Origin of the sequence: Cupriavidus sp. U2 (assembly GCF_009663685.2) — a bacterium.
Classification (GTDB): Bacteria; Pseudomonadota; Gammaproteobacteria; order Burkholderiales; family Burkholderiaceae; genus Cupriavidus; species Cupriavidus necator_C.
This window is the reverse complement of record NZ_RCOG02000012.1, coordinates 155,465-181,000: the sequence shown is the minus strand read 5'-3', so window position 1 is coordinate 181,000 and position 25,536 is coordinate 155,465. Positions and strand designations below refer to the sequence as shown.

At 66.4% G+C, this 25,536-nt stretch carries 23 protein-coding genes, 1 tRNA gene and 1 pseudogene; 13 read left to right on the top strand and 12 right to left on the bottom strand.

Annotated features, from left to right (window positions below; genetic code table 11):
- Nucleotides 1-361: 361 nt before the first annotated feature.
- The gene (locus D9X30_RS11050; protein ID WP_249640940.1) at nt 362-3,292 is read right to left on the bottom strand and encodes a DEAD/DEAH box helicase; all 2,931 of its coding nucleotides are present in this window, start codon (nt 3,290-3,292) and stop codon (nt 362-364) included.
- A gap of 242 nt (nt 3,293-3,534) precedes the next feature.
- Between D9X30_RS11050 and D9X30_RS11045 the strand changes: the two genes are divergently transcribed.
- The 5 genes from D9X30_RS11045 (at nt 3,535) to D9X30_RS11025 (ending at nt 6,944) form a co-directional block, all read left to right on the top strand.
- On the top strand, nt 3,535-3,729 hold the full coding sequence (locus tag D9X30_RS11045; RefSeq protein ID WP_029051276.1) for a zinc-finger domain-containing protein: 195 nt from the start codon (nt 3,535-3,537) through the stop codon (nt 3,727-3,729).
- A 130-nt stretch (nt 3,730-3,859) separates the two neighbouring features.
- A complete protein-coding gene (waaF, locus tag D9X30_RS11040) occupies nt 3,860-4,882 on the top strand; it encodes a lipopolysaccharide heptosyltransferase II (RefSeq protein WP_153946617.1) in 1,023 nt (340 codons plus the stop codon).
- 10 nt (nt 4,883-4,892) lie between these two features.
- Nucleotides 4,893-5,333: a YybH family protein gene (locus D9X30_RS11035; RefSeq protein ID WP_153946616.1), complete on the top strand. Its 441-nt coding sequence runs from the start codon at nt 4,893-4,895 to the stop codon at nt 5,331-5,333.
- A gap of 14 nt (nt 5,334-5,347) precedes the next feature.
- Entirely contained in the window at nt 5,348-6,364 is a 1,017-nt protein-coding gene (locus D9X30_RS11030) for a YheT family hydrolase (protein ID WP_153946615.1), read from the top strand.
- 10 nt (nt 6,365-6,374) lie between these two features.
- Nucleotides 6,375-6,944, top strand: a complete 570-nt coding sequence (locus tag D9X30_RS11025) for a DUF2946 family protein (protein ID WP_153946614.1) — start codon at nt 6,375-6,377, stop codon at nt 6,942-6,944.
- Between the two features lie 57 nt (nt 6,945-7,001).
- Here the strand turns inward: D9X30_RS11025 and D9X30_RS11020 are convergent, their stop codons facing one another.
- The gene (locus D9X30_RS11020) at nt 7,002-8,912 is read right to left on the bottom strand and encodes a beta-barrel assembly-enhancing protease (protein WP_153946613.1); all 1,911 of its coding nucleotides are present in this window, start codon (nt 8,910-8,912) and stop codon (nt 7,002-7,004) included.
- Nucleotides 8,913-9,013: 101 nt separating this feature from the next.
- On the opposite strand from D9X30_RS11020, the gene moaC reads away from it, so the two are divergent.
- The 3 genes from moaC (at nt 9,014) to D9X30_RS11005 (ending at nt 10,688) form a co-directional block, all read left to right on the top strand.
- Nucleotides 9,014-9,490 (top strand): cyclic pyranopterin monophosphate synthase MoaC, encoded by a 477-nt coding sequence (gene moaC / locus D9X30_RS11015; protein WP_153946612.1) that lies wholly within the window; start codon nt 9,014-9,016, stop codon nt 9,488-9,490.
- Nucleotides 9,491-9,702: 212 nt separating this feature from the next.
- A complete protein-coding gene (locus D9X30_RS11010) occupies nt 9,703-10,167 on the top strand; it encodes a hypothetical protein (protein WP_153946611.1) in 465 nt (154 codons plus the stop codon).
- Entirely contained in the window at nt 10,164-10,688 is a 525-nt protein-coding gene (locus D9X30_RS11005; RefSeq protein WP_153946610.1) for a glycine zipper family protein, read from the top strand. Before D9X30_RS11010 ends, D9X30_RS11005 begins: the two co-directional genes overlap by 4 nt.
- An 8-nt stretch (nt 10,689-10,696) precedes the next feature.
- Here D9X30_RS11005 and D9X30_RS11000 read toward each other — a convergent pair whose 3' ends face one another.
- The 10 genes and pseudogenes from D9X30_RS11000 to recA all read right to left on the bottom strand — a co-directional run bounded on the left by D9X30_RS11000 (nt 10,697) and on the right by recA (nt 20,182).
- Nucleotides 10,697-12,535: a PglL family O-oligosaccharyltransferase gene (locus tag D9X30_RS11000; protein WP_153946609.1), complete on the bottom strand. Its 1,839-nt coding sequence runs from the start codon at nt 12,533-12,535 to the stop codon at nt 10,697-10,699.
- Nucleotides 12,536-12,678: 143 nt separating this feature from the next.
- Entirely contained in the window at nt 12,679-13,038 is a 360-nt protein-coding gene (locus D9X30_RS10995) for a pilin (protein WP_153946608.1), read from the bottom strand.
- A gap of 24 nt (nt 13,039-13,062) precedes the next feature.
- Nucleotides 13,063-13,164 (bottom strand): annotated as a pseudogene (locus D9X30_RS10990) (prepilin-type N-terminal cleavage/methylation domain-containing protein); the annotation flags it as partial.
- A 266-nt stretch (nt 13,165-13,430) separates the two neighbouring features.
- Entirely contained in the window at nt 13,431-13,967 is a 537-nt protein-coding gene (locus tag D9X30_RS10985; RefSeq protein WP_153946607.1) for a pilin, read from the bottom strand.
- A gap of 292 nt (nt 13,968-14,259) precedes the next feature.
- A complete protein-coding gene (locus D9X30_RS10980; RefSeq protein WP_249640939.1) occupies nt 14,260-14,955 on the bottom strand; it encodes a TerC family protein in 696 nt (231 codons plus the stop codon).
- A gap of 323 nt (nt 14,956-15,278) precedes the next feature.
- Nucleotides 15,279-16,160 (bottom strand): succinate--CoA ligase subunit alpha, encoded by an 882-nt coding sequence (sucD, locus tag D9X30_RS10975; protein ID WP_092595242.1) that lies wholly within the window; start codon nt 16,158-16,160, stop codon nt 15,279-15,281.
- Between the two features lie 58 nt (nt 16,161-16,218).
- Complete coding sequence (gene sucC / locus D9X30_RS10970) at nt 16,219-17,385, bottom strand: ADP-forming succinate--CoA ligase subunit beta (RefSeq protein ID WP_153946606.1); 1,167 nt, start codon at nt 17,383-17,385, stop codon at nt 16,219-16,221.
- A gap of 90 nt (nt 17,386-17,475) precedes the next feature.
- Nucleotides 17,476-18,147, bottom strand: a complete 672-nt coding sequence (locus D9X30_RS10965; RefSeq protein WP_092595246.1) for a DUF2889 domain-containing protein — start codon at nt 18,145-18,147, stop codon at nt 17,476-17,478.
- A 403-nt stretch (nt 18,148-18,550) separates the two neighbouring features.
- Nucleotides 18,551-19,018, bottom strand: a complete 468-nt coding sequence (gene recX / locus D9X30_RS10960; protein WP_153946605.1) for a recombination regulator RecX — start codon at nt 19,016-19,018, stop codon at nt 18,551-18,553.
- Between the two features lie 102 nt (nt 19,019-19,120).
- Nucleotides 19,121-20,182 (bottom strand): recombinase RecA, encoded by a 1,062-nt coding sequence (recA, locus tag D9X30_RS10955; protein WP_092595250.1) that lies wholly within the window; start codon nt 20,180-20,182, stop codon nt 19,121-19,123.
- Between the two features lie 280 nt (nt 20,183-20,462).
- Between recA and D9X30_RS10950 the strand changes: the two genes are divergently transcribed.
- From D9X30_RS10950 to D9X30_RS10930, 5 genes are all read left to right on the top strand, one after another.
- Complete coding sequence (locus tag D9X30_RS10950) at nt 20,463-21,152, top strand: response regulator (RefSeq protein ID WP_153946604.1); 690 nt, start codon at nt 20,463-20,465, stop codon at nt 21,150-21,152.
- A gap of 12 nt (nt 21,153-21,164) precedes the next feature.
- Nucleotides 21,165-22,739 carry a sensor histidine kinase gene (locus D9X30_RS10945; RefSeq protein ID WP_153946603.1) on the top strand — a complete coding sequence of 525 codons (1,575 nt, stop codon included), beginning with the start codon at nt 21,165-21,167 and terminating at the stop codon, nt 22,737-22,739.
- Nucleotides 22,736-23,080 carry a DUF4212 domain-containing protein gene (locus tag D9X30_RS10940; protein WP_228770822.1) on the top strand — a complete coding sequence of 115 codons (345 nt, stop codon included), beginning with the start codon at nt 22,736-22,738 and terminating at the stop codon, nt 23,078-23,080. The genes D9X30_RS10945 and D9X30_RS10940 overlap by 4 nt, the downstream gene beginning before the upstream one ends.
- Before the next feature lie 344 nt (nt 23,081-23,424).
- A complete protein-coding gene (locus D9X30_RS10935; protein ID WP_153946602.1) occupies nt 23,425-25,116 on the top strand; it encodes an MFS transporter in 1,692 nt (563 codons plus the stop codon).
- Nucleotides 25,117-25,337: 221 nt separating this feature from the next.
- A tRNA-Met gene (locus D9X30_RS10930) sits at nt 25,338-25,414 on the top strand.
- Nucleotides 25,415-25,536 lie beyond the last annotated feature (122 nt).

The window sequence follows — 25,536 nt, the reverse complement described above, 5'->3', positions numbered from 1 at the left end:
GCGGCGCAAAAGGTTGGCCGAACCTGTGGGGGCGTGTCGGAAGCTGGGCGTCGAATTTCGACGATTCGGTATACTATATTCCGCATTCGCAGAATCTCAAGGCAGTATTTATGCCAAGGCCCGATGCACCGCAGCAAGGACGCGGGACCGCCATGAATTCCCCTCTCCCGCCTGTAAATGCGGATTTTGGGAAAAGGTGGGCGTATCACACAGCTGCCGCGCCGTGAAAGCGGGCCGTGCGAGAAAGACCTGCGAATGTGCATCCGCACCAAACACGGGAACAATTTGTATACCGTTTGGTGCAGGCGGTCAGATCTGGATCTCCGCCATGAGGGCGAAAAACCGGCGGCAGGCAGACAGCTCAGCGCCGCAGCAAGCCCACCAGTTCGTCGATATCGGGCAGCGGCACGTCGCGGCCGGTGGCTTCATCGGCGGACGCGTCAAGCACCCCTTCGGCCAGGGCGCGCTTGCCCTGGTGCAGGTCGACGATGCGCTCCTCGATCGTGCCGGCCGTGATCAGGCGGTAGACCGTGACCGGCCGCTGCTGGCCGATGCGGTGCGCGCGGCCCATCGCCTGGTCTTCGGCGGCGGGGTTCCACCACGGGTCCGCGATCACGACGTAATCGGCCGCGGTCAGGTTCAACCCAAAGCCACCGGCCTTCAGGCTGATCAGGAACACATCGCCCTCGCCGGCCTGGAAGGCCGCTACGCGTCGGGTGCGTTCGGCGGCGGGCGTGGCGCCGTCCAGGTACTGGCAGGCCAGCCCGGCCTCGTCCAGCGGCTGGCGCAGCAACTGCAGGAAGTCGACGAACTGGCTGAACACCAGCGTCTTGTGGCCATTGGCCGCCAGCGTGGCCGCCAGCTCGGCGAAGGCGCGCACCTTCGCGCCGGGATGGCCGGTCTCGGGCGTGACCAGGCGCGGATCGCAGGCCGCGCGGCGCATGCGCATCAGTTGCGCCAGCACGTGGATGCGCGCCTGCGGCTCGGGCAGCGTGGCGCGCGCCTTGTGGTCCTTCTTCGGCCGGAACAGCGCGCGTTCGGCCTCGGACAGCGCCTGGCGGCGCAGCGCCTCGTAGTGCGCGGCCTCGGCCGGTTCAGGGGCCACACGGATCACCAGCTCCGTGCGGGATGGCAGTTCGTCCAGAACTTGCGCCTTGGTCCGGCGCAAGACGAATGGCGCGATCATCCGGCGCAAGCGGGCGCGCGGGTCGCGGGCGCCGTTGCGCTCGATCGGATTCGCGAAGTGCTCGTTGAAGCGCGCCAGCGACCCGAGCAGGCCAGGATTGCAGAAGCGCATCACGGCCCACAGTTCCGCCAGGCGGTTTTCCACGGGTGTGCCGGACAGCGCGATACGGGCGTCGGCCTGCAGCGCGAACATGGCCTGCGCGCGTCGCGACGACGGATTCTTGAACGACTGTGCCTCGTCGGCCACCACGGTGTGCCAGGACCGCTCGCAGAACGCGCGGCGCGACTGTTGCAGCAGGTTGTACGAGACGATCACCAGATCGTGCGCGCCGGCCTGTTCGACGATGGCCGACCGGTCGCCTTCGGCGTAGACATGCACCCGCAGCGCCGGCGCAAAGCGTCGCGCCTCGGCCGCCCAGTTGCCGCAGACCGACGTGGGGGCCGCCACCAGCGCCGGGCCGCCCGCCGCGCGGGCCAGCAGCACGGCCAGCGCCTGCAGCGTCTTGCCCAGGCCCATGTCGTCCGCCAGACAGGCACCGAAACCGGCCTCGGCCAGCGACATCATCCAGCGATAGCCCTCCACCTGGTACGCGCGCAGGTCGGCCGCCAGCGTGGCGGGTACCGGCGCATCGGACGCGCGCGCGGTGTGCAGCCGCTTCACGCGCGTGCGGAAGTGCGCGTCGGGATCGATGCCCACGCCGGCCAGCACGTCGTCGAGCCACGGCGTGGCCACCAGCGGCACGCGGATGCCATCGCGCACGCCGTCGCCCACGGCGGCCAGGTCGCGCAGGCGCTCGCGCAGCTGGCGGGTCAACGCGACGTACAAGCCGTGGTCCATCGCGATAAAGCGGCCCGCATGGCCATGGGCCCAGGCCACGAGCTTTTCCAGCGACAGCACCAGGCCTTCGGCCACGTGCAGTTCGCCCACCAGCTTGAACCATTCGCTGCCGGTTTCCACGCTGACCGCCAGTTGCGGCAGATCGGCGGACAGCACGCGCAGTGCACGGCCGCGCGGCCATTCGAGGTCAATCACGCCGGTCAGGCCCGGCAGGGTCTCGATCACGGTCAGCGCGTCTTCGGGGTCGTCCAGCGTCCAGCTATGCTCGCCGCCGGCGGGCGCCTGCTGCACCAGGAACGGCAGCGCATCGAACACCTCGGCCACATGGGCCTGCTCGGCGGCCAGGTCGCGATGGGTGACCAGCGTGTCGCCCCCAATCGTCGCCATGAGCTGCGCGCGGCCATGCGCTGGGGCCATGCGCGGGCCAAGGGGCCCGAGCGGCGTCACCACCAGGCGCAGGCTGATGCCGCGCCCGACCGGCGCCACTTCGGCCCGCAGCCGCGATTCGGGGTCGCGTTCGCGCGCCTGGCCCGAACTGTCGGCGTGGATCTGGAAGTGGCCGGCCAGCGCGCGCAACGTGCTGTCCAGCCGCGCCTGCGCGGTGGCCGGCACGGTCAGCCCCCCGGCGATCAGCCTGGCCGCCTCCTGCTGGGCCGGGGTAAAGCGGATCACGCGCAGGCGGCGCGCGCCGTCCTGCAGCACCGTCACCTGGCGCAGGGCTTCGGCTTCCTGCTTCGCGGCGGCCGGCAGGAAATCCTCCATCGACTTCGGCGCACGCATGGGCGGCACGATGCGCAGCGCAAAGCGGTCGCCTTCGCGCACGGCCTCCAGCGCGGGTGCCGCCTCAAGCACCTCCATCGGCACGGTAGGCGCGTGCGCCAGCACCACGGCAGGATGACCGACCATCGCCATGATGGCCGCGGCGCGGTCCAGCACCAGACGGCGGTTGCGTGAACTGTCGCGCCGGATGGCGCGCGCCACGCGGGCATCCCAGGGCGGGAGGGAGTCGTCGTCGGCCACGCGCGCCAGCGTCACGGGGCGCGGGCGCGTCCAGCCACGCGCGCCCCAGCTTTGCTCCATCGGCTCGATGGTGCCGATCTCGCCGTCCGCATCGAGCGTCAGCGCCCACAGCAGGCGGCGGCCCGTGCCGGACGCGTCCGGGGCCGGTTCACCACCGGCCAGTGCCGCCAGCGCGCCCAGCGCGTCCTGCCAGCGGTCGCCGCTGGCGGGATCGTCAGGTTCGTGGGAGGTGGGATCGGGCTGGGACACGGGTAGCGGGCGGCGCGCTGGTCGGATCGAAGGTGCGATTGTAGAACGCTGCGTGTGCCGCGCCGCGTTGGCACGCAAGGCCCCCCGGCTTACAATGGCGCCTTTACGGCTGTTGTCTGTGCCACGCGTGCGGCTCGGCCGCGGGCGGTACCGACGAGAAGTACAGGAAGTGGCTGACGCCGGTCTGATCCGGTGCCATCCGCAACAGTCCGCATCCATCCCTGCAACACAACCGCAAGACCATGACGCAAACCGCAACCGTCGTCGAAATCGGCGCAGAAGACATTCCGCTGCATTGCCCCACCGGCAACACCCCCGCCTGGAACTACCACCCGCGCGTCTTCCTGGACGTGGTGGACACCGGCGAAGTGAAGTGCCCGTACTGCGGCACCGTGTACAAGCTCAAGCCCGGCACCGTGCTGAAGGGTCACCACTGACCTGCCCGGCCCACGCCATTTCCTGCCGTTTCGACCTGACGCCCCGGGCCGCCCAGCGCCCCGGGGCGTTGACATGCCCGGGCAAGCAAAACAGGGCCACGCAACAAAGGGCCAGGCAATACCTACAGACATGAAAAAAGCCCTAGTCATCGCCCCTAACTGGATTGGCGACGCGCTGATGGCGCAACCGCTGTTCGCGCTGCTCAAGGCACGCCATCCACGCCTGGTCATCGACGCCCTGGCACCCAAATGGGTAGCCCCGGTGCTGGCGCGCATGCCCGAGATCAGCAAGGTGTTCCCGAGCGATCTGGCGCACGGCAAGCTGCAGCTCAGCGCGCGGCTGATGTTCGCGCAGCAGCTCAAGCACGAGGGCTACGACGTGGCCTACGTGCTGCCGAATTCGCTGAAGTCGTCGCTGATTCCGTTCCTGGCCGGCATCCCGCTGCGCGTCGGCTATCGTGGCGAAGCGCGCTTCGGCATGCTCAACGTGCGCCATGCCAACCCGCCGCGCGACAAGCGTCCGCCGATGGTGGAGCACTACGCCCGCCTGGCGCTCAAGCCCGGCGCGCGACTGCCCGAATCGATTCCCGATCCGCGCCTCAAGGTGGACCCGGCGCGCATGGCCACCACGGCCGCGCGCTTCGGCATCGCGCCGGGCACGCGCGTGATCGCGTTCTGCCCCGGTGCGGAATACGGCCCGGCCAAACGATGGCCTGCCGCGCACTTCGCGGCGCTGGCGCAGATGCTGCGCCGGTCCTATCCGTATGCACAGATCGTCACGCTGGGGTCCGGCAAGGATGCCGAGATTGCCGAAGAGATCGTGCAAGGCGCGCCGTTCGTGCGCAACCTGTGCGGCCAGACATCCCTGGACGACGCGGTGGACCTGCTGGCGCTCTCCGAGGCGGCGGTCTGCAACGACTCGGGCCTGATGCATGTGACCGCCGCGCTGAACCGGCCCCAGGTGGCCGTCTACGGCTCCAGCGACCCGCGCCATACGCCCCCACTGTCACAGGCAGCGAGTATCATGTGGCTGCAACTTGAGTGCAGCCCCTGCTTCAAGCGCGAGTGCCCGCTGGGCCACCTGCGCTGCCTGAAGGAAATCGAACCCGAAATGGTGTTCGTCGAGTTGCGCAAGCTCCTGCACCGTCCCTGACCCAATCAACATGCCCCGTTTCGCCCGTCTGTTCGATTCCGCCGAAGACATCGTCGAGGCCTTCCGTGAAGCCATGAAGCTGCGCGATGCCGATGGCGCGCTGCGCCTGTGGCTGGACGAGGATTCGGTCACCTGCGTCATGCCCGACGGCCAGCGCCTGATCGGTCATGAGAACCTGCGCCAGGCCTTTGCGCAATTGCTGGAAGAGCAGCCCGTGCTGATCGACGCCATCGAGACCAGCAGCCATGCGTCGCTGGGCGTGTCGATCTTCGACGTTACCGAGGCGCTGCGCTTTGGCGAAGGCCGTGTGGAAGCCGACCTGTTCGTCCACACCACCTATGTGCTGATGCAGAACCACGAAGGCTGGCGCCTGGCCCATATCCACTGCAGCCCGGCCAACGCCGTGCAGGTGGCCGCCGTGGCCACCGCACCGGGGCAGGCCCTGCATTGACGGCTGCGTGGGCCATGCTGTTCGGCGACACGTTCCAGACACCGTGGTGGCTGCGCGGCGGCCACGCCCAGACCATCCTGCCGGCCCGCTTCACACGGCACCGCCGCATCGCGTTCCGCCGCGAACGCTGGGCCACGCCGGACGGCGACTTCATCGACCTCGACTGGACCACCCACCCCACGGTGCCCGGTGCGCCGCTGGTAGTGATGTTCCACGGCCTCGAGGGCGACTCCAGCAGCCACTACGCCCAGACGCTGATGACGGCGCTGCAGGACCGTGGCTGGCAAGGCGTGATTCCGCATTTCCGGGGCTGCTCGGGTGAACTGAACCAGGCGCCGCGCTTCTATCATTCGGGCGATTCGGCCGAGATCCGCTGGGTACTGCACCGGCTGCGCGACCAGCAGCAGGCCGCCGGGTCCGGCCGGCCGATGCTGGCGGTGGGCATCTCGCTGGGCGGCAACGCGCTGCTGCGCTTCCTGGGCGAGGATGGCAGCGAAGCCGGCTTCCTGCGCGGCGCGGCGGCCATCTCGGCGCCGCTGGATCTGGCAGCCGGCGGCGCCGCGCTCTCCAGCGGCTTCAACATGCTCTACACGCGCATGTTCCTGCAGACGCTCAAGCGCAAGTCGCTGGCCAAGCTCGACCAGTTCCCGGGCCTGTTCGACCGCGAAGCCATGCTGCGCAGCCGCGACCTGTACGCGTTCGACAATGTGGTGACCGCGCCGCTGCACGGCTTTCGCGATACCGAAGACTACTGGGCCCGCGCCGCCAGCAAACCCATCCTGGGCGAGATCCGCATTCCAACGCTGGTGCTCAATGCCCGGAACGACCCGTTCCTGCCCGCCCGCCACCTGCCCGGCCCCGCCGATGTCAGCGCGGACGTGCTGCTGGAGCAGCCCGAATACGGCGGCCACGTCGGCTTCATGACGCCGCGCGGCGGCCTGCTGGGCCAACTGCCGCTGCTGCCCCGAGCCGGCCATATCGAATGGCTGCCCGAGCGGATCCTGGGCTTCTTCGACGGCATTGGCAAATAAAGGAGACACCATGGATGAAGTGGTCAAGCAAGCCATGGCGCGCTGGCCGAACGTGCCGAACTGCTTCGGCTGGCTGGCGCTGGACCGGCGCGGCCAATGGCGCATGCGCAACGAATTCGCGCAGCAGCACGGCCTGTCCGGCGACCCGATCCGCCATGAGGCGCTGATCGGCTTTATCGAACGCAACTACACGCACGATGGGCGCGGCGCCTGGTATTTCCAGAACGGCCCGCAGCGCGTGTTCGTGTCGCTGGCGTATGCGCCATGGATCGGGCGCCTGCACAACGGCGCGCTGGCCACGACCACCGGCCGGGCGTTCACGCCGGCCGCGTGCTTTGCCGACGAGCACGGCAACGTCGTGCTGTCCGGTACCGTGGAAGGGGTCGAGGGCGAGCAGGCGGTGCTGCTGCACGACCATGATCTGGACGCCTTCAGCACGGCCAGCGACTGGCATGGCGACGCATGCGCCGCGGTACTGGGTGTTTTTCACCACGCCGGGCGCCATCTCGACATCGAGCCGATCGTGGAAGCGGAGGTGCCGAAGCGGTTCGGCTTCGTGCGGACGCCGGCGGCGGAGTAAGCGCAACAAGGCGCAACAGGGCAGAACAAGGCGGGGTCGGTCCCCGCCCCCGGGGCGCTAGTTCGGCATGCCCTTGTTGTCCTGCCGGTCTTCCTTGAACTGAAGCTGCAGCTGGTGCAGGCGCGCGTCGACTTCCGACAGCGTATAGAAATCGCCGTCCCCGGCCTTGCGCGCAATCTGCAGCTGTTCGATGGCCGCCTGGTACGAGCCGTCCATCGCATATTTCTCGGCCAGTGCCTGATGCTGCTGCAGCCGCTTGCCCTGCGCGGCATAGGCGCGCGCCAGCAATTCCCACCATTCCGACCGGCCCGTTTCCTCGCGCGTGCGTGCGCGCAGGAAGGTTACCGCGTCGTTCAGCCGGTTGGTGGCCAGCAGCGTGTCGGCATAGGTCAGCGCGGCCGCGTGCGAGAGCGGGAAGGCCTTCAGCGTGGCGGCGGCCTGCGTGAGCGCGTCCTGCGCGCGGCCTTCGCTGCGCGCCAGTTCCACCGCCATCACATCCAGCATCGGCGTGCCCGACGTGGCGCCCGGAATCGTGCCGTAGAGGCGACGTGCCTCGGCCAGCGCCTTGTCGGCCTCGACAAAACGGCCCAGCTGCTGGTTGGCGAACGCGATGCCGTAATACACCGCCGGCAGCCGGACAGGGGCGGCCTTGGACACCTGGGCCTGGAACGAGGCCAGCAGGTTGCGCAGGTCGTTCGGCGTGGGCGACTGCAACACGGCCGCGCGCACGCGGGCGAATTCATAGTCTGGGGTATTGCCAACCTTGTGCGCGGCCACGTGCCGCACGCGATCCTGCATGTCGGCGATACGCTCGGAAGTCAGCGGGTGGGTACGCACGTAGGCGGGCACGGAATTGTCCGAAATCCCCATCACGCGCTGCAGGCGCTGGAAGAAATCGGGCATGCCCTGCGGGTCGAAGCCGGCTGCGGTCATGATCTGGAAGCCCACGCGATCAGCCTCGCGCTCGGCGCCCCGCGAAAACGACAGCTGGTTGGCGATGGCCGCGCCCTGCCCGCCCATGGCCAGGGCCGCCGCCGCGTCGCCGCTCTTGGTGGCGGCCAGGCCGGCCAGCACCATCGACGCCAGCGCAATCCACATCGACTGGTCCTGGCTGGTGATGCCGCGGGCGATATGCCGCTGCATGACGTGGCCGATTTCATGGCCCAGCACCGACGCCAGTTCGGATTCCGTATCGGACTGCACCAGCAACCCCGTGTGCACGCCGATATAGCCGCCCGGCATGGCAAACGCGTTGATCGACCGGTCGCGCACGCCGAACAGTTCGAACCCGGTGGCAAAGGTGCCGGCGCCGTTCGAGCCGGCGATGTTCATGCGCCGCGCGGCCTGCACCAGACGGTAGCCGAGCGCGTTCAGGTAATCGTTCAGCAAGGCATCCGACACATAGTCCGGATCGCGCCGGATGCTGCGCATGATGCGGTCGCCCAGCCGCTTTTCCATGTCCGGCGACAGCGACGCCGTGGACGGATCGCCCAGGTCCGGCAACTGGATGCCGGCGCTTTCCACCACCGTGTTGCCGCTGCGCAGGCCGAATTCCGACTTCTGGCCGGCGCGAACGCTGCGGTTGAGGTTGTCATAGACCTGGTCGCTGACCGCGCCGTTCAGCGTGGGGACCGGCGCCGGGGCCGCTGCGGATGGCATTGCCGTGGCCGGGGACGCGGACACCCCTGGTGTTGCCGTGGCCAGCTTGGCATTGGCGGCCGCCGCGGCGCTGGTCCGCCCCGGCTGCGCCGTCGTCGCGGCAGGGGCCGTCGCCGACGTGCCCTGCGGCCATGCCGGGGCCGCCATGGTCAGCACGAGCGCGGCCGCGACGGCGCGCGTCAGATGTGACGCACGGACGGCAGGCAAGGTGGGCGCCGGGGCGCGGGCACTCGACCGGACGGGCAGGCGGCGAGGCCATGAAGTCTTGGGCATGTTGCTATGATAGCGGCCTCTGCAAGCCGTTCCCATCGGGCTGGCCCCAGCGCGGGCCGCCGTTATGTTGCGCCACGTTCCGGCCCGGTGCGATCAGGCTGCCCGCCCACCTTTTCGCTTATCTTCCTTCGCCGCCCATGAGTCAGCTCACCCACTTCGACACCGCCGGCCAGGCCCACATGGTCGACGTCGGCAACAAGACCAGCACGCATCGCGTGGCCGTGGCCACCGGCACGATCACGATGCTGCCCGAAACGTTCGCGCTGGTCCGCGACGGCACGGCCAAAAAAGGCGACGTGCTCGGCATTGCCCGCGTGGCGGCCATCATGGCCACCAAGCGTACGGCCGACCTGATTCCGCTGTGCCACCCCATCGGCCTGACCCGCGTGGCCGTCGATTTCGCGCTCGACGAACCCAGCTCCACCATTGCCTGCGTGGTGCGCACCGAAACACACGGCCAGACCGGCGTGGAAATGGAAGCCCTGACCGGCGTGCAGGTGGCGCTACTCACCATCTACGACATGTGCAAGGCAGTGGACCGGGGCATGGTGATGGGCAACGTCAAGTTGCTGGAAAAGCACGGCGGGAAGTCGGGGGATTGGGTGGCCGCATAAGTCGGCGGTGTCGCGCCTTGGTCGTGCGCCCGTGCCGCTGCGTTCGCTGACTTCGTCCCGCCCGTAATAAAGGTAACGCCACATTTCCGGATGCGCCGAAATGCCCCTGCCGGCGGCAAATTGATATTCAATGCAAGACATGGCGGTTGCCGCCAGTCGTCCGGGCGCCAGGTTCGGACGTTAAGCACAGGCAGGAACTCGAGGTACACATCATGAACGGGCGCAAGCTCTGCCAGATCGTTCTGGCATTGGCCGCGATGGGCGCGGCAGGGTACAGCACCACGTCGCTGGCCCATGGGTATTACCGTGGCGGCCACGGGCATGGACGCGTGGGCGTAGGTGTCTACGTGGGCCCGGGCTGGGGATGGGGGCCGGGATGGAGCCCCGGCTGGTATCCGTATGGACCGTATTACGCACCGGGCTACTACCCTGGTTACTATCCTGCGCCTGCCGTCGTGGCGGCGCCTCCGGCGGAACCGCCGCAATACATCGAACAGGGCAGCGACGGCAATCCCACCATCACCGATGGGTCGTCGCCGAACGCGTGGTGGTATCACTGCGCCCGGCCCGAAGGCTATTTCCCGTATGTGAAGGAATGCCCGGGCGGCTGGCAGCGCGAGCAGCCCCATGCGCCGTCGTCCGCTGCCCCCGTCCCTGCTCCTGGAGCCACCTCATGAGATTGCGTTCGCTAAGTCTGCTGATGGCCGCGTCGCTGGGCCTCGGCGCCTGCGCGGTGATGCCGTCAGGCCCGAGCGTGATGGCGCTGCCGGGCACCAACAAGACGTTCGACCAGTTCCGCGGCGACGACTACAACTGCCGGCAGTTCGCTTTCGGGCAGGTGGGCGGCACCACGCCGCAGCAGAACGCCAACACAGCCGCCGTGGGCAGCGCCGTGGTGGGCACGGCGCTGGGCGCGGCGGCAGGTGCGGCGTTTGGTGGCGGCGAGGGCGCCGCCGTGGGTGCCGGTGTCGGCTTGCTGACCGGCTCCGCAGTGGGGGCCGGCAATTCGTACAACGCCGGATACGGCTCGCAGCGCGCCTATGACGCTGCCTATGTCCAGTGCATGTACGCCAGCGGCAATCGCGTGCCGGTCTATGGACAAATGGTGACGGCACAGCCGCCGGCGCGCGCCGCGATGCCGCCGTCCAACTACCAGCCGTACTATCCGCCCCCGCCTCCGCCGGGCTACGTACGCTGATTCCTGCCTTAGTTGTCCTGTTTCGTGTCCTGTGTCTTGTCCTGCGTCGCCCGGTGCTGACCGCGCTGGGCACGCAGGCGGACCCACGCGCAGAATTCGCGCGGCCGGCGATCGGCGCCCAGTGCATCGCAGTCGCGCGACAGCACGCCAAACTGTGCCGCCTCATCCCCTTGATAGTAATAGCGCAGGCGCTCCATCCAGAGCCGTGCCCGGTCCTGCTCGCCAGTCAGCGCAAGCAGCCACGCAGTGCGGCGGATCAGGTTGGGCGTGGGCAGCAGGTGTAGCGCGTCGATATGGGCCGGCAGCAAGCCGGCTGCGCGATCGGGGGTGATGGCCGCCTGCTCGGCGACGTCGGATGCCGCATGCTGACGGAACCAGACACGGGGCATCGGCAAGGCATCGCGATGCGCTTCACTCGCGTATTCGCGCGCCTCGACACGCTTGTAGTCCTGCCACAGCGTGACAAGCGCCACCGCCGACACCGCCACGAACGCCAGGCTCGCCAGCATCGCGCCGGCCCGAGGCCATGGGCGGCCGAAGCCCGACGGTTCCAGCCAGGCCAGCAGAAAGCAGAACGGCAGGAAGAAGTACAGATAGTGCAGCGGATACTCCAGCATCGAATGCGCCACGAGCATGGCCAGCCAGACCAGGACCGGCACCGCCATGCTTCGCTCGGCGGGGGTGCCGCGCCAGACACGGTCGCGGATCACGCGCCAGAACCAGGCCGCCAGCACCACGACAACCCCCACCGTGCCGACCGCGCCCGTCTTGGCCAGCAGATCGAGCATCGCATTGTGTGCATGCAGCGACATTTCCGCGACGACCTGCACTTGCGATGCCACCTGGAACTGCGCCCAGCCGAATTCGCCGTAGCCGACCCCGAGCCACGGATGCGCGTGAAACATCGCCAGCGCCTGGGACCACAGCGCGCCGCGATACGAGATCTGATTGCCCGACTGCAACTGCGACACGGTATCGAACAGCCGCCAGTCGAACGCCTGCCCCGCCATCTTGATGGCCGACTGCAGCGCAACGATGCCCACGACCAGCAGCACGGCAGCGGCGACCAGGCCGGGCGCCCGGTGCATCGGGCTGGCGCCGCGCGGCGTACCGCGCGCCATGGCGGCCGCCAGCAATGCGTAGACCGCAGTCAGCCCGACATGTACCAGGCCGGTCCGCGACCCGGAGAGCACGATGCCGCTTTCCAGCAGCATCGTCGCCACCAGCCACGACGGAAACTGCAGCCAGCTGCGCGTCGCCAGCCAGATGGCGGCGGCCAGCGCCAGCCCGTTGAGCGTCGCCTGATGATTGGGCTGGTTCAGGTTGCCCCAGAGCCGGCGATTGGTGTCATAGAAATATTCCGAGACGAGCCCGAACGCCTGGTCCTCCAGATGGAAGACCTGTATCCACTGCGCCAGCGTGCCAAGCAGCCCGGCCACCAGAAAGGCGATGGCCAGCGCATCGACGATGCTGGCCCGGCGATCCACCGACGACGCCTGCCCCATGCGCCAGGCGCCAAGCATCACGGCCGTGCCCAGCCCCAGCACCAGCTGCGTGGTCAGACGGCTGCCGGAGACATCGGCCATGCCCGAGGCCGCCTGCAGCACCGTGGTCGCCATCAGCCAGAGCGGGAACGCCGCCACCCACGGAAACGCCTTGCGTGGCCGCGAGCCCGACACATCGACGCGCACCAGGGCCAGCACGGCCACTAGCGCCACGCCGAGCAGCGCCGCCGTCCATTCGCCAAAGAAGGTCGCCAGCGGCAGGGTATGCCGCGACACCAGAAATGGAAGGGTAAAGGCGACGACAATCGCCGTCGCGGGAAGCGTGGCTCGGTGCAGCGGCATGCGCGCAGGGGCTCAAGGGGGCAAAGGCGCCATGATAGCGTGGCGGCCTGCGCCGATGGGGCAGAACCGCTCAGATACACACGCTGCGGGACGAAGGTCCGATTGGGAACGTTCGACCCGCGATGCCGACGATAGCGTCCAGATCAGGACTTCTTGACTTCCCCTGTGCATGCCTGCGGCAGGAAACGCTGCGCGATCTTGTCTGCCGAGCATATCCACTTGATGGAACCTTTGTCGGCATTGTCCATCATCAGCGTCATGGCCTTGCCTTTCAGTTCCTTGGAAACTCCGTTCTGCCGGAATGTGGAGATGATGGTGCAGTTGCCGCTGTCATTGGCCGTCCCGCCAACATTCACGCGCTCCACATACTTGCCATTGATATCGGCTGCAGCCGGAATGCCATTGGCCATCGCGGTTGCATTGTTCGGGCAAGTCCCGGTTTGCGAGAACGTTTCCGTGACCGACGCCTTCTGTCCCGACGCCAGCGTCAGCCCTTCGGACACCTGCGCCCGTGCGATGTAGTCCTAGTACTGCGGAATGGCAATCGCCGCCAGAATGCCGATGATTGCGACCACGATCATCAGTTCGATGAGCGTGAAGCCGGCTTGGCGACCATGTTGGTAGTGCATGTTGACCCCCTTCTGAAGAAGTTGTTGGAATGGCCTTGCGCCGACAGCCTCCAGGGCAATCGGCACGGCAATCTTCGGGGGAGTGACGGCGCCTACGGATTGATACAGGGCAAAGCGGCAGGCAATGTCGCAATTGCGGGCAGGCGCGATAAACATGTTACGTATTGCCACGGCCAGCCTTTTCCGAGAGGCGGCTCGGATCGCTCCGAGCCGCCTTCGGGGCTGGCACCGCTAGCCGCCACGGGCGCTGCATGCAAGCCAGACGCTCAGCCAGCTGTCGACTTAGCGAGCTGCGTGCACGCTTGCGGCAGGTACTTCTTGTCGGCCGACGATTCGCACTTCCACGTCACCGAGCCCTTGTCGGCGTTGCCCATCGTCAGCGTCACGTACTTGCCGGTCAGGCCTTTGGCGATACCACTATCCTTGAAGTTCGCGGTAATCGTGCAGCCGCCCGCTTCGGTCGCGGTGCCGCCGACCTGCACGCTGTCGATGTAACTACCGGAAATGGACGTTGAAACGGGAATGCCACTGGCGGCGCCACTGGTGTTGTTGGGGCAGCTGCCCGTGTTGGAAAACGCCTCGGTCACCGGCGCCTTCTGGCCCGATGCCAGATTGACCCCTTCGGAAAACTGCGAGCGCGCCACGTAGTCCTGGTACTGCGGCACCGCGATACCGGCGAGGATGCCGATGATCGCCACCACGATCATCAGTTCGATCAGCGTGAAGCCTTGTTGCGATGCGGGCGCGGCGAGGCGGCTGGTGCGGTGCGAACCGCGATGGATGGCGTTGAGTGTGCGTTGCATATTGACCCTTTCGTTTTCGTCGTCGAGCCGACGTGTTGGATTGGAAGTTCAGCCACGTGCCGCGTGCCCGAAGGCCTGTGGCGCGTGACCGGGGTCATGATCGGAAGAACGCTGGCGAGGCACCAATGACCTCGGACAATTCCTACAGAAATGTGGGAATTGTTTGGAAATCCGCAGGAGTCCGTGGCGCGGATGCTGCAATTCGGGTGTTGTAAAAACAAAACGGGCGACCCGCATGGGGTCGCCCGTTTCAGGCTCGCGATACGACTTTCTGTACTGCCCGATGCAATCGTCAGGCGGTCTGTGCGCTTCTGCGGCGCATCAGCTTGCCGATCAGCACGACCAGCACGGCGCCGATCACGCCGAACACCAGATGCGCATGCGGCACGTGCACCTGGAACCATTCGGCATCCACCGGATCGCTGACCAGCATTTCGCCAGCCAGGTAGCCCAGCAGCGCGGCGCCCAGCACGATGATGATCGGGAAACGCTCCATCACCTTCAGCAGCAGCGTGCTGCCGAAGACAATCAGCGGAATCGACAGGCCCAGGCCGATGATCAGCAGCATCAGCTGGCTGCCCTCGGGGCCCTTCTGCGCGGCGGCGGCCACGGCCACCACGTTGTCCAGCGACATGACCAGGTCGGCGATCAGGATCGTGCGGATCGCGGCCCAGATGTTGTCCTTGGCGTCATGACCTTCTTCGTCGTCGTCGCCAGTCAGCAGTTGCACGCCGATGTAGACCAGCAGGACGGCGCCCACGATCTTCAGGTACGGCAGGCTCAGCAGCTTGACGGCTGCCACGGTCAGCACCACGCGCATGATGATGGCGGCGGCGCTACCCCAGAAAATGGCCTTCTTCTGCTGGGCGGGGGGCAGGTTGCGGGATGCGAGCGCGATCACCACGGCGTTATCGCCCGACAGGACGATATTGGTCAGGATGATCGACCCCAGCGCAATCCAGAACGTGCTGCTGGACAACAATTCCACGGCTAGACTCCTCGAAATTCCAAAGTTATGTTCCGTGCCCGCCGAAGCTGCCGGAGGCGGCCGACTGCGGACTTTCGGATGTCTGAACTACCAGACATGAAGATTTATCGTACGAACCTTTCGATTCGGTTTCAACCGGGGTGGTTCATGTCTCGGGATATACCCTAGGACATTGCCACGCCAGAACGACATTGCCCCCGCCACAAGGACGGGGGCAATGAATCGCGGTGCGCGAGGCGTCATGTCGACTCCCACGCCCCGCAGGTACGGCATGCCGTGCAATGTGCCGGACTGGCACAGGCACGGCATTGGCTGCTGGCTGCTTACAGCATTGCCTTCAGCAGACGGCCCATTTCCGACGGGTTCTTGGTGACCTTGATACCGCAGGCTTCCATGATTTCCAGCTTGGCCTGGGCAGTATCGGCACCGCCCGAGATCAGCGCGCCGGCGTGGCCCATGCGCTTGCCCGGAGGCGCGGTCACGCCAGCGATGAAGCCAACCACGGGCTTCTTCATGTTTTCCTTGATCCAGTAAGCCGCGTTGGCTTCGTCCGGACCACCGATCTCACCGATCATGACCACGGCGTCCGTATCCGGATCGTCGTTGAACATCTTCATCACGTCGATGTGCTTCAGGCCGTTGATGGGGTCGCCACCAATGCCCACGGCCGACGACTGGCCCAGGCCCAGCGCGGTCAGCTGGCCCACGGCTTCGTACGTCAGCGTGCCCGAGCGCGACACCACGCCGATGCGGCCCTTCTTGTGGATGTGACCCGGCATGATGCCGATCTTGATCTCGTCCGGCGTGATCAGGCCCGGGCAGTTCGGTCCCAGCAGCAGCGTCTTCTTGTTCTGCTTGCGCATCTTGTCCTTGACTTCCATCATGTCGCGGACGGGGATGCCTTCGGTGATGCAGACCACCAGGTCCAGGTCGGCGTCAACGGCTTCCCAGATGGCGGCAGCTGCGCCTGCGGGCGGCACGTAGATCACCGACACGGTGGCGCCGGTCTGTGCCTTGGCGTCCTTCACGCTGGCGTAGATAGGAATGCCTTCGAAGTCTTCGCCGGCCTTCTTCGGGTTCACGCCGGCAACGAACGCGTTCTTGCCGTTGGCATAGTCGCGGCAGCCACGGGTGTGGAACTGGCCGGTCTTGCCGGTGATGCCCTGGGTGATGACCTTGGTGTCCTTGTTGATCAGAATGCTCATTTGCTAGTCCTTTTAGTCGCCCCGCCCGGCTGCGGCCAGGCGGCAACGAAAGTTGTCCTTACTTGCCAGCGACAGCGGCCACGACCTTCTGGGCGGCTTCTTCCATCGTGTCGGCCGAAATGATCGGCAGACCCGACTCAGCCAGCATCTTGCGGCCCAGCTCTTCGTTCGTGCCCTTCATGCGGACGACCAGCGGCACGCCCAGTTGCACGGCCTTCGACGCGGTGATCACGCCTTCGGCGATCACGTCGCAGCGCATGATGCCGCCGAAGATGTTGACCAGGATGGCCTGCACATTCGGGTTCTTCAGCATCAGCTTGAAGGCTTCGGTCACCTTCTCGGTCGTGGCGCCGCCGCCAACGTCCAGGAAGTTGGCCGGCTCGCCGCCGAACAGCTTGATGGTGTCCATCGTGGCCATGGCCAGACCGGCGCCGTTCACCAGGCAGCCGATGTTGCCGTCCAGCGAGATGTAGGCCAGGTCGAACTGCGAGGCTTCGATTTCGTTGGCGTCTTCTTCGTCCAGATCACGGTACGCGACGATTTCCGGGTGACGGAACAGTGCGTTCGAGTCGAAGTTGAACTTGGCGTCCAGGGCGATGACCTTGCCGTCGCCGGTCAGGATCAGCGGGTTGATTTCGGCCAGCGAAGCGTCGGTTTCCCAGAACGCCTTGTACAGGCCTTGCAGTGCCTGGCGAGCCTGGGCGATGCTGGCGTCGGGCACGCCGATCTTGCGGGCGATGTCGTCGGCGTCAGCGTCCTTCAGGCCTTCGGCCGGATCAACGATCAGCGTGTGGATCTTTTCCGGGGTGTGGGCAGCGACTTCCTCGATGTCCATGCCGCCTTCGCTCGATGCCATCAGGGCCACCTTCTGCGACACGCGGTCCACCACCAGCGACACGTACAGTTCCTTCTTGATGTCGGCGCCTTCTTCGATCAGCAGGCGGTTGACCTTCTTGCCTTCCGGGCCGGTCTGGTGCGTCACCAGCGTCATGCCGAGGATGTTGCTGGCGTAGGTCTTCACCTCGTCGATGCTCTTGGCCACCTTCACGCCGCCGCCCTTGCCGCGGCCGCCTGCGTGGATCTGTGCCTTGACAACCCACACCGGGCCGCCGAGCTGTTCAGCCGCCTTCAGGGCCTCTTCGACCGAGAAAGCCGGGATGCCGCGCGGAACCGGCACATTGTATTTGCGCAGGATTTCCTTGCCTTGATACTCATGGATATTCATGCGTGTTTCCTTTCGGGTAGGCGTAAAGGGATTGGAAAAATAGTTGGAGACGAAGGGCTTGCGCCTGTTTCCTTGGGCCGACCGTGACGGTCAGCCCGACGTACCGTTGGGCCGGTGGGCCAGGGTGTCTTCGCCACCTGATGCGGGGGCATCGGCGCGTGACGCGGTCTGGGGGGACGACGCCGCAGCGCCGGCTTTCGGTTTCGGCTGGTGACCATACCAGCGCGGGTAAAACTGGCGAACCACCTCGCCCTCGAAATGGAGCGCGTGGCATCCATGAAGCTGCATCGGCGGTTCGGGATTGGGGTCGTCGGCGCCGTCGCGAATCTTGAACACATCGCCCGCGAAGGCCTGGATGGCGGCGGTCGGCAGCACGCCGGCCAGTTCGGTGAGATGGGTGCAGCCGGCTACATGGCCCAGCCGGTCGCGCACGGCCTTGCGGAACCCCTTTGTCAGGTTCAGGCCGATCAACTGGCGGTAGGCCGGGCCGATCGTGTCGCAATGCGTCGGATAAGGCACCCAGTCCGAACACGCCTCGGCGTCCACGATATTCAGGCGCAGATCGATCGTCACGCGCAGCCAGAGGTCGTGCAACGGCTGGCCTTCCGGGCGGATGCGGTTGCCGGCCAGTTCGATATCGCGCGGCTTCGTGTCGGTCAGGCGCGCCTCGATGTCCCACAGGCCGTCATCCCGCAAATACGCTTCGGCCGTGATGGCACGGCGATGACGCAAGGCACGGTTGACGGGCGGGGAAAGCGGCATGACTGCGGGGCTGAAGCGGCAGGCTGAACGTGGCGGAATTCGGAGGCAGTACTTGCGCGGGGTTCGCTACGGCAAACTTCGCGGCTTCTCTTCCGTCCGGACGGCCCGGCGCATGCCGGACGGCCGTCTGGGCCGGGTAACCCATGGAGTTTAACATGCCGCGCTGCTTTGACCGGGAACATCCTGCGCGACAGTCTGTCCGGCCCTGATTGTTGCAACGACAATGGCGGCAAACCGGCCTCACACCTGGGTTTCCGGCTGCGGACACGGCACGGCGCTGCGTTGCATCAGTGGTACGACAACTTGCTTGACGCCAGTCCGAATACCCCTTATGCGTACGCAGGTATGCAGATGGCCACCCGGCGTAGGTGCCCGCCGTGGCTCGCCGTCGGTACTGCTGCCGCTACTCGCTCTCGTACCCGTCCTCGGCGCCCCGGATGATCTTGCCGATCACGCTGCGCGAGAAGCCCCGGGCCATCATGAACCGGATCTGCTTGGCCCGCGCTTCGGGTGAATCAGGCGGCACACCAAACCGCTTGCGCCACACCTCGGCGGCCCGTTCCACTTCGGTATCGCGCAGCCGGTCCTGAAGTTCCCGCAGTTGGTCGTTACCAAGCTGGTGGGTCTTCGCCTCCTGCATCACCCGGGCTGCGCCATACCGGCTGGCGCGTCGGTGGACCAGGCTATCGACGAAGCGATCATTCGACAGCCAGTTTTCGCGCTCCAGCGCATCGAGCAAGGCCTCCACTTCTTCGGCCGATTCGGCATGGGGCGCCAGCTTGCGCGCCAGTTCGACGCGACTGTGCTCGCGGCGCGAGAGATAGCCGACGGCGCGGGCCTTGAGGGAAAGCGGGGGACGGGTTCCGGCCATCAGGAATCAGGAGAGCGTTTGGGGGGCAAGGAGGGGGGACGAAAAACAAAAAAGCCGCCGCACTGTCATGCGACGGCTTGTTGTTGCCGGCAGGCGTCAACCTCAGTCTTCGATCTCGGCCGGCGCGCCCAGCGCGGTGTTCGTCGGGGCCACGCCCAGCGCCGCACGCACCTTGTTTTCGATCTCGGCGGCGATGTCCGGATTCTCGCGCAGGTATTCACGCGCGTTGTCCTTGCCCTGCCCGATCTTGTCGCCGTTGTAGCTGTACCACGCGCCCGACTTCTCGACGATCTTGGCGTCCACGCCCAGGTCGATGATCTCGCCCTGGCGCGAGATTCCCTGGCCGTAGAGGATGTCGAAGAACGCCTCGCGGAACGGCGGCGAAACCTTGTTCTTGACGACCTTGACCTTGGTCTCGTTGCCGACCACTTCGTCGCCCTTCTTGATCGAGCCGATACGGCGGATGTCCAGACGCACCGAGGCGTAGAACTTCAGCGCGTTACCGCCGGTCGTGGTTTCAGGCGATCCAAACATCACACCGATCTTCATGCGGATCTGGTTGATGAAGATCACCAGGCAGTTGGTACGCTTGATGGTGCCGGTCAGCTTGCGCAGTGCCTGGCTCATCAGGCGGGCCTGCAGACCCGGCAGCGAATCGCCCATCTCGCCTTCGATTTCGGCCTTCGGCACCAGCGCGGCCACCGAGTCGATCACGATCAGGTCGATCGAGCCCGAGCGCACCAGTGCGTCGGTGATTTCCAGGGCCTGCTCGCCGGTGTCGGGCTGGGAGATCAGCAGGTTGCCCACGTCCACGCCCAGCTTGCCGGCGTACTGCACGTCGAGCGCGTGTTCCGCGTCGATGAACGCGCAGGTGCCGCCCAGCTTCTGCATTTCGGCAACGACCTGCAGCGTCAGCGTGGTCTTGCCCGACGATTCCGGACCATAGATCTCGACCACGCGGCCGCGCGGCAGGCCGCCGACGCCCAGCGCGATGTCCAGGCCCAGCGATCCGGTGGACACCACCTGGATATCCTGTTCGACGTCGCCATCGCCCAGGCGCATGATCGAACCCTTGCCGAACTGCTTTTCGATCTGGGAGAGCGCGGCGGCAAGCGCCTTCTGCTTCTCAGCACTTACGCCGGCGCCGGCCTTCTTGTCGTCCATGGTCGTCCTTCAGTCAATGGGTGGTCAATTGGTGTATAAATAGGCCGCATGCGGCGTGGCGCCTGCTTTTCAAGCCTTTTCCGATGGATTTCGGGGGGCTTTCGAAGGCTTTTGGCGCCTGGACTCGCCAGTCCCGGCCCTGCGCAGTCCCTTCCGGGACGACTCGCGCGGAATGTCGGGTACTGTATAAAAAAACAGTATGCTTGGCAAGCCCCACCGGCACCGCAAACCGGCGGCGGGCGATGCGGCACAAAAAAGGTGACAAGGGTGGAGACAAACCATGCGGATTCTGATCGCCGAAGATGACGACGTGCTGGCAGACGGCCTGACACGGTCGTTGCGCCATTCCGGCTATGCCGTCGATCACGTCGCCAACGGCGTGGAAGCCGACTCGGCCCTTTCCACGCAGAGTTTCGACCTGCTGATCCTGGACCTTGGCCTGCCCCGCATGCCCGGGCTGGAGGTGCTCAAGCGGCTGCGGGCGCGCGGCGCGATGCTGCCTGTGATGATCCTGACCGCGGCCGACGGCGTGGACGAGCGCGTCAAGGGGCTGGACCTGGGCGCCGACGACTACATGGCCAAGCCTTTTGCGCTGTCCGAGCTGGAGGCACGCGTGCGTGCGCTGGTGCGGCGCGGCGCCGGCGGTGGCGCCACGCTGATGCGCCACGGCCCGCTGGCCTTCGACCAGGTCGGCCGCATCGCCTTCCTGAACGACCAGATGCTGGACCTGTCGGCGCGCGAGATCGGCCTGCTCGAAATCCTGCTCACGCGCAGCGGCCGGCTGGTGTCGAAGGAACAGCTCGTCGACCACCTGTGCGAATGGGGCGACGAAGTCAGCAACAACGCCATCGAAGTCTACGTGCACCGCCTGCGCAAGAAGATCGAGGTGGGCGGCATCCGCATTGCCACCGTGCGCGGCCTGGGCTACTGCCTGGAGAAATTCCAGCCGGCCATGGCCACCCACGGCTGACGCAAACCGCCCATGAGCCTGCTGCGCCTGCCCTGGCGACGCCATCCCGCCGCAGGCGCCGCCCCGCTGCCCGAGGCCGCGCGCCCCACGCTGGCCGATGCCGCCGCCGACGATTCGGCGCTGGCGGACGCCCTGCCCCATCTCGAGGAAACCTCGGCCCATCCCGCCCCGCGATCGCTGTTCGGCGAGATCCTGGACTGGATGCTGGCGCCGCTGCTGCTGCTCTGGCCGATGAGCATCGCGGTCACGTACCTGGTGGCCAAGTCGATCGCCAACGGGCCGTTCGACCGCGCGCTGGAGGCCAGCGCCATCGTGCTGTCGCAGCAGGTGCGCGAAGTGAACGGACGCGTGACGCTGCAGCTGCCGCTGTCGGCGCGCGAGATCCTGCGCGCCGACGAGACCGACAACATCTATTACCAGGTGGTGGGCAAGCGCGGCGAGTACGTGGCCGGCGACCACGACCTGCCGCTGCCGTCCGAAGAAGAACAGGGCCATGCCGGGCTGGTGTCGATGCGCGACGACCGCGTGGCCGGTAACGATGTGCGCGTGGCTTATACCTATGTCGATCTGAAAAACGTCGGCGGCAACCAGCCGGTGCTGGTGCAGGTGGCCGAGACACTGGACAAGCGTGCCCGCCTGGCCAACGAGATCATCAAGGGGGTGATCCTGCCGCAGTTCGTGATCCTGCCGCTGGCCGTGGTGCTGGTGTGGTTCGGGCTCACGCGCGGGCTGGCGCCGCTGACGGCCATCCAGCAGCGCATCCGCTCGCGCAACCCTGGCGATACGAGCCCGATCGACGAACGCGCGGCGCCGCAGGAGATCACGCCGCTGGTGGCGTCGTTCAACGACCTGCTGGCCCAGCTCGACCAGTCCGTGCAGACACAGAAGCGTTTCATTGCCGATGCCGCGCACCAGATGAAGACCCCGCTGGCGGGCCTGCGCATGCAGGCCGAACTGGCGCAGCGCGAGCAGTCGCCCGAGGAACTGCGGCGGTCGCTGGCGCAGATCGCCGGCAGTTCGGAGCGCACGGCGCACCTGGTGACGCAGCTGCTGTCGCTGGCGCGCATGGAAAACCTGGCGGGCGCCGGCGGCATGGCGCCGCTGGACCTTGCCGCACTGGCTCGCGACGTGGTCAAGGACTGGCTGCCGCAGGCATGGGCCCGCAACATCGACCTGGGGCTGGAAGCCGACGATCACCCGGTCATGATCACCGGCAACCGCCTGATGCTGACCGAAATGCTCAACAACCTCGTGGACAACGCCATCCGCTACACGCCGGCCGGCGGCCATGCCACCGTCCGCGTGGCCAGCGACGCCTTCGAGCCGTTCGCGTACCTGGACGTGGAAGACACCGGGCCGGGCATCGCGCCGGCCGAGCGCGAACGGGTGATGGAACGCTTCTACCGGGTGCTGGGCACCAACACCGAGGGCAGCGGGCTGGGGCTGGCCATCGTGCGCGAAATCGTGCAGCAGCATGGCGGCGAAGTCGCCATCGACGACAACGTGTACCAGGCGTCCCCGCGGCTGGCCGGCGCGCGCCTGCGCATCACGCTGCGCCGGCTCGCCCCCGACGAGAATCCGGCATGAGCAGGAAAACGCCCCGCGACCGGATGACGCCGCTCGAACGGCGCGCCTGGCACCACAACGTGCGATGGATCGTGGGGCTGCTGGCGGCCTGGTTCCTGATCACGTTCGGCGTAAGCTGGTTCGCGCGCGAACTGCGCTTCGACTTCATGGGCTGGCCCTTTTCGTTCTGGATGGCCGCGCAGGGATCGCTGATTCTTTACGTGCTGATGGCCGCGCTGTACGCCTGGCGCATGAATCGCGCCGACGACGAGATGCACGCCCGCGAGCACGAACTGGCCCGCACGGACGCCGGCATCGACGCCGGCATCGAAACCCATCCGGCGCCCCCCCGCCGACCCTGACGACGCCGGCGGCAAACCGCGCCACGCCCCCTTCTAAGGGTTTCCTCTCGGGCCGCGCCCTTTGCTGCGGCGCAAGACGGCGTCCCGGCCCGGCGGCTGGCGACCGGCGCCCGGAATGCCTCGCAATGCAGCACGCGCCGGGCCGCACATCGGCCCGGTTTGCCTAGCGTATACCCCGACCGATTCCACCCGGTTTGCCCCGGATCTGTCAGAACTCAGTAAGTTTCGCCTCCCACAATCGTTCCAACCTTGGCGCAATGGGCCGGTACGTGCACACGTACACGGGCCTGACGCCGGGGACCTGAAGATTTTCGACGGAAGAACGGAAACGGAGGAGACAACACATGGCAAACGCGCAAAACGTGGGGACCGTACCTGCGGCCCACAATGCGCCGATGACGAAGGAAGAGAAAAAGGTCATTCTGGCCTCTTCCCTCGGCACGGTATTCGAGTGGTACGACTTTTACCTGTACGGTTCGCTGGCGGCGGTCATCGCCAAGCAGTTCTTCGCCGGCCTGGACCCGACGTCGGCATTCATCTTCGCGCTGCTGGCCTTTGCCGCGGGCTTCATCGTGCGGCCGTTCGGGGCACTGGTGTTCGGCCGCCTCGGCGACATGATCGGCCGCAAGTACACCTTCCTGGTGACCATCCTGATCATGGGCCTGTCGACGTTCATCGTCGGCCTGCTGCCCGGTTACGCCACCATCGGCTGGGCCGCCCCGATCATCCTGATCGCATTGCGCATGCTGCAGGGCCTGGCACTGGGCGGCGAGTACGGCGGCGCGGCCACCTATGTGGCCGAACACGCGCCGCACGGCAAGCGCGGCGCCTACACGGCATGGATCCAGACCACGGCCACGCTGGGCCTGTTCCTGTCCCTGATCGTGATCCTGCTGGTTCGCGAAGCCACCGGCCCGAACTTCGACGCATGGGGCTGGCGTATCCCGTTCCTGGTCTCGATCCTGCTGCTGGCCATGTCGGTGTACATCCGCCTGTCGATGAGCGAGTCGCCGGCCTTCCAGAAGATGAAGGCCGAGGGCAAGACGTCGAAGGCGCCGCTGACCGAAGCCTTCGGCCAATGGCGCAACCTGAAGATCGTGATCCTGGCACTGGTGGGCCTGACCGCCGGCCAGGCCGTGGTCTGGTACACGGGCCAGTTCTACTCGCTGTTCTTCCTGACCCAGGTGCTGAAGGTCGATGCCAAGACGGCCAACCTGCTGATCGCCGGCGCGCTGGTGATCGGCACGCCGTTCTTCATCTTCTTCGGCTCGCTGTCGGACAAGATCGGCCGCAAGTGGATCATCATGCTGGGCTGCGCCCTGGCCGTGCTGACCTACTTCCCGCTGTTCAAGGCGATGACCCACTACGCCAACCCGGCGCTGGAGCGTGCCCAGCAGTCGGCCCAGATCGTGGTGACGGCCGACCCGGCCACCTGCTCGTTCCAGGGCAGCCCGATCGCCCGCGAGATCGACTTCCGCAGCTCGTGCGACATCGTCAAGCGTACGCTGGCCCAGGCATCGGCCAGCTATGAGGTGGTGAACGCCCCGGCCGGTACCGTGGCTTCGGTCAAGATCGGCGACAAGGAGATCAAGGCCTTCGACGCCACGGTGGCCAACGGCACGTTCGACGACGCCAGCAAGAAGCAGATCGCCGATTTCAAGAAGTCGGTCAGCGGCGAGATGACGGCGCACGGCTACCCGACCAAGGCCGACCCGGCCCAGATGAACACGATCATGGTCCTGGTGATCCTGGTCATCCTGGTCATCTACGTCACGATGGTGTACGGCCCGATCGCGGCCATGCTGGTGGAAATGTTCCCGACCCGCATCCGCTATTCGTCGATGTCGCTGCCGTATCACATCGGCAACGGCTGGTTCGGCGGCCTGCTGCCGACCATCTCGTTCGCGCTGGTGGCCCAGAACGGCAATATCTACTACGGCCTCTGGTACCCGATCATCATCGCCGCCATGACCTTCGTGCTGGGTGCGCTGTTCGTCCGCGAGACCAAGGACGTGGACATCTACGCCAACGACTGAACGGCCGCACGACACATACGACAACGACCGGGCAATCCAGGCATTCACCGGAGGGATACAACCGGTAACCCTCGCTCAGGATGGCTGGCCTACCGGCCAGCCGCTCCTTCCAGGCAGACCCTCGGGTCTGCCATTTTTTTGGGCGACCGCCGAAGCTTGCAGAAAATTGTCACAAAGGTGTTGACAGGCCGAAAACCGAAGGTATAATTTCGATCTTCGTTGGCGAATTAGCTCAGTCGGTTAGAGCGACGGAATCATAATCCGCAGGTCCGGGGTTCGAATCCCTGATTCGCCACCATCTATTTAAAAAGCCGCAGTCCTTCACGGGATTGCGGCTTTTTGCTTTGGGGCGGCGCAAGGGCCCCGCCGCCGGGCCCGGGCCCTCGCAACGTATCTGGGCCAGCCGTAGCGGCGGTTGCC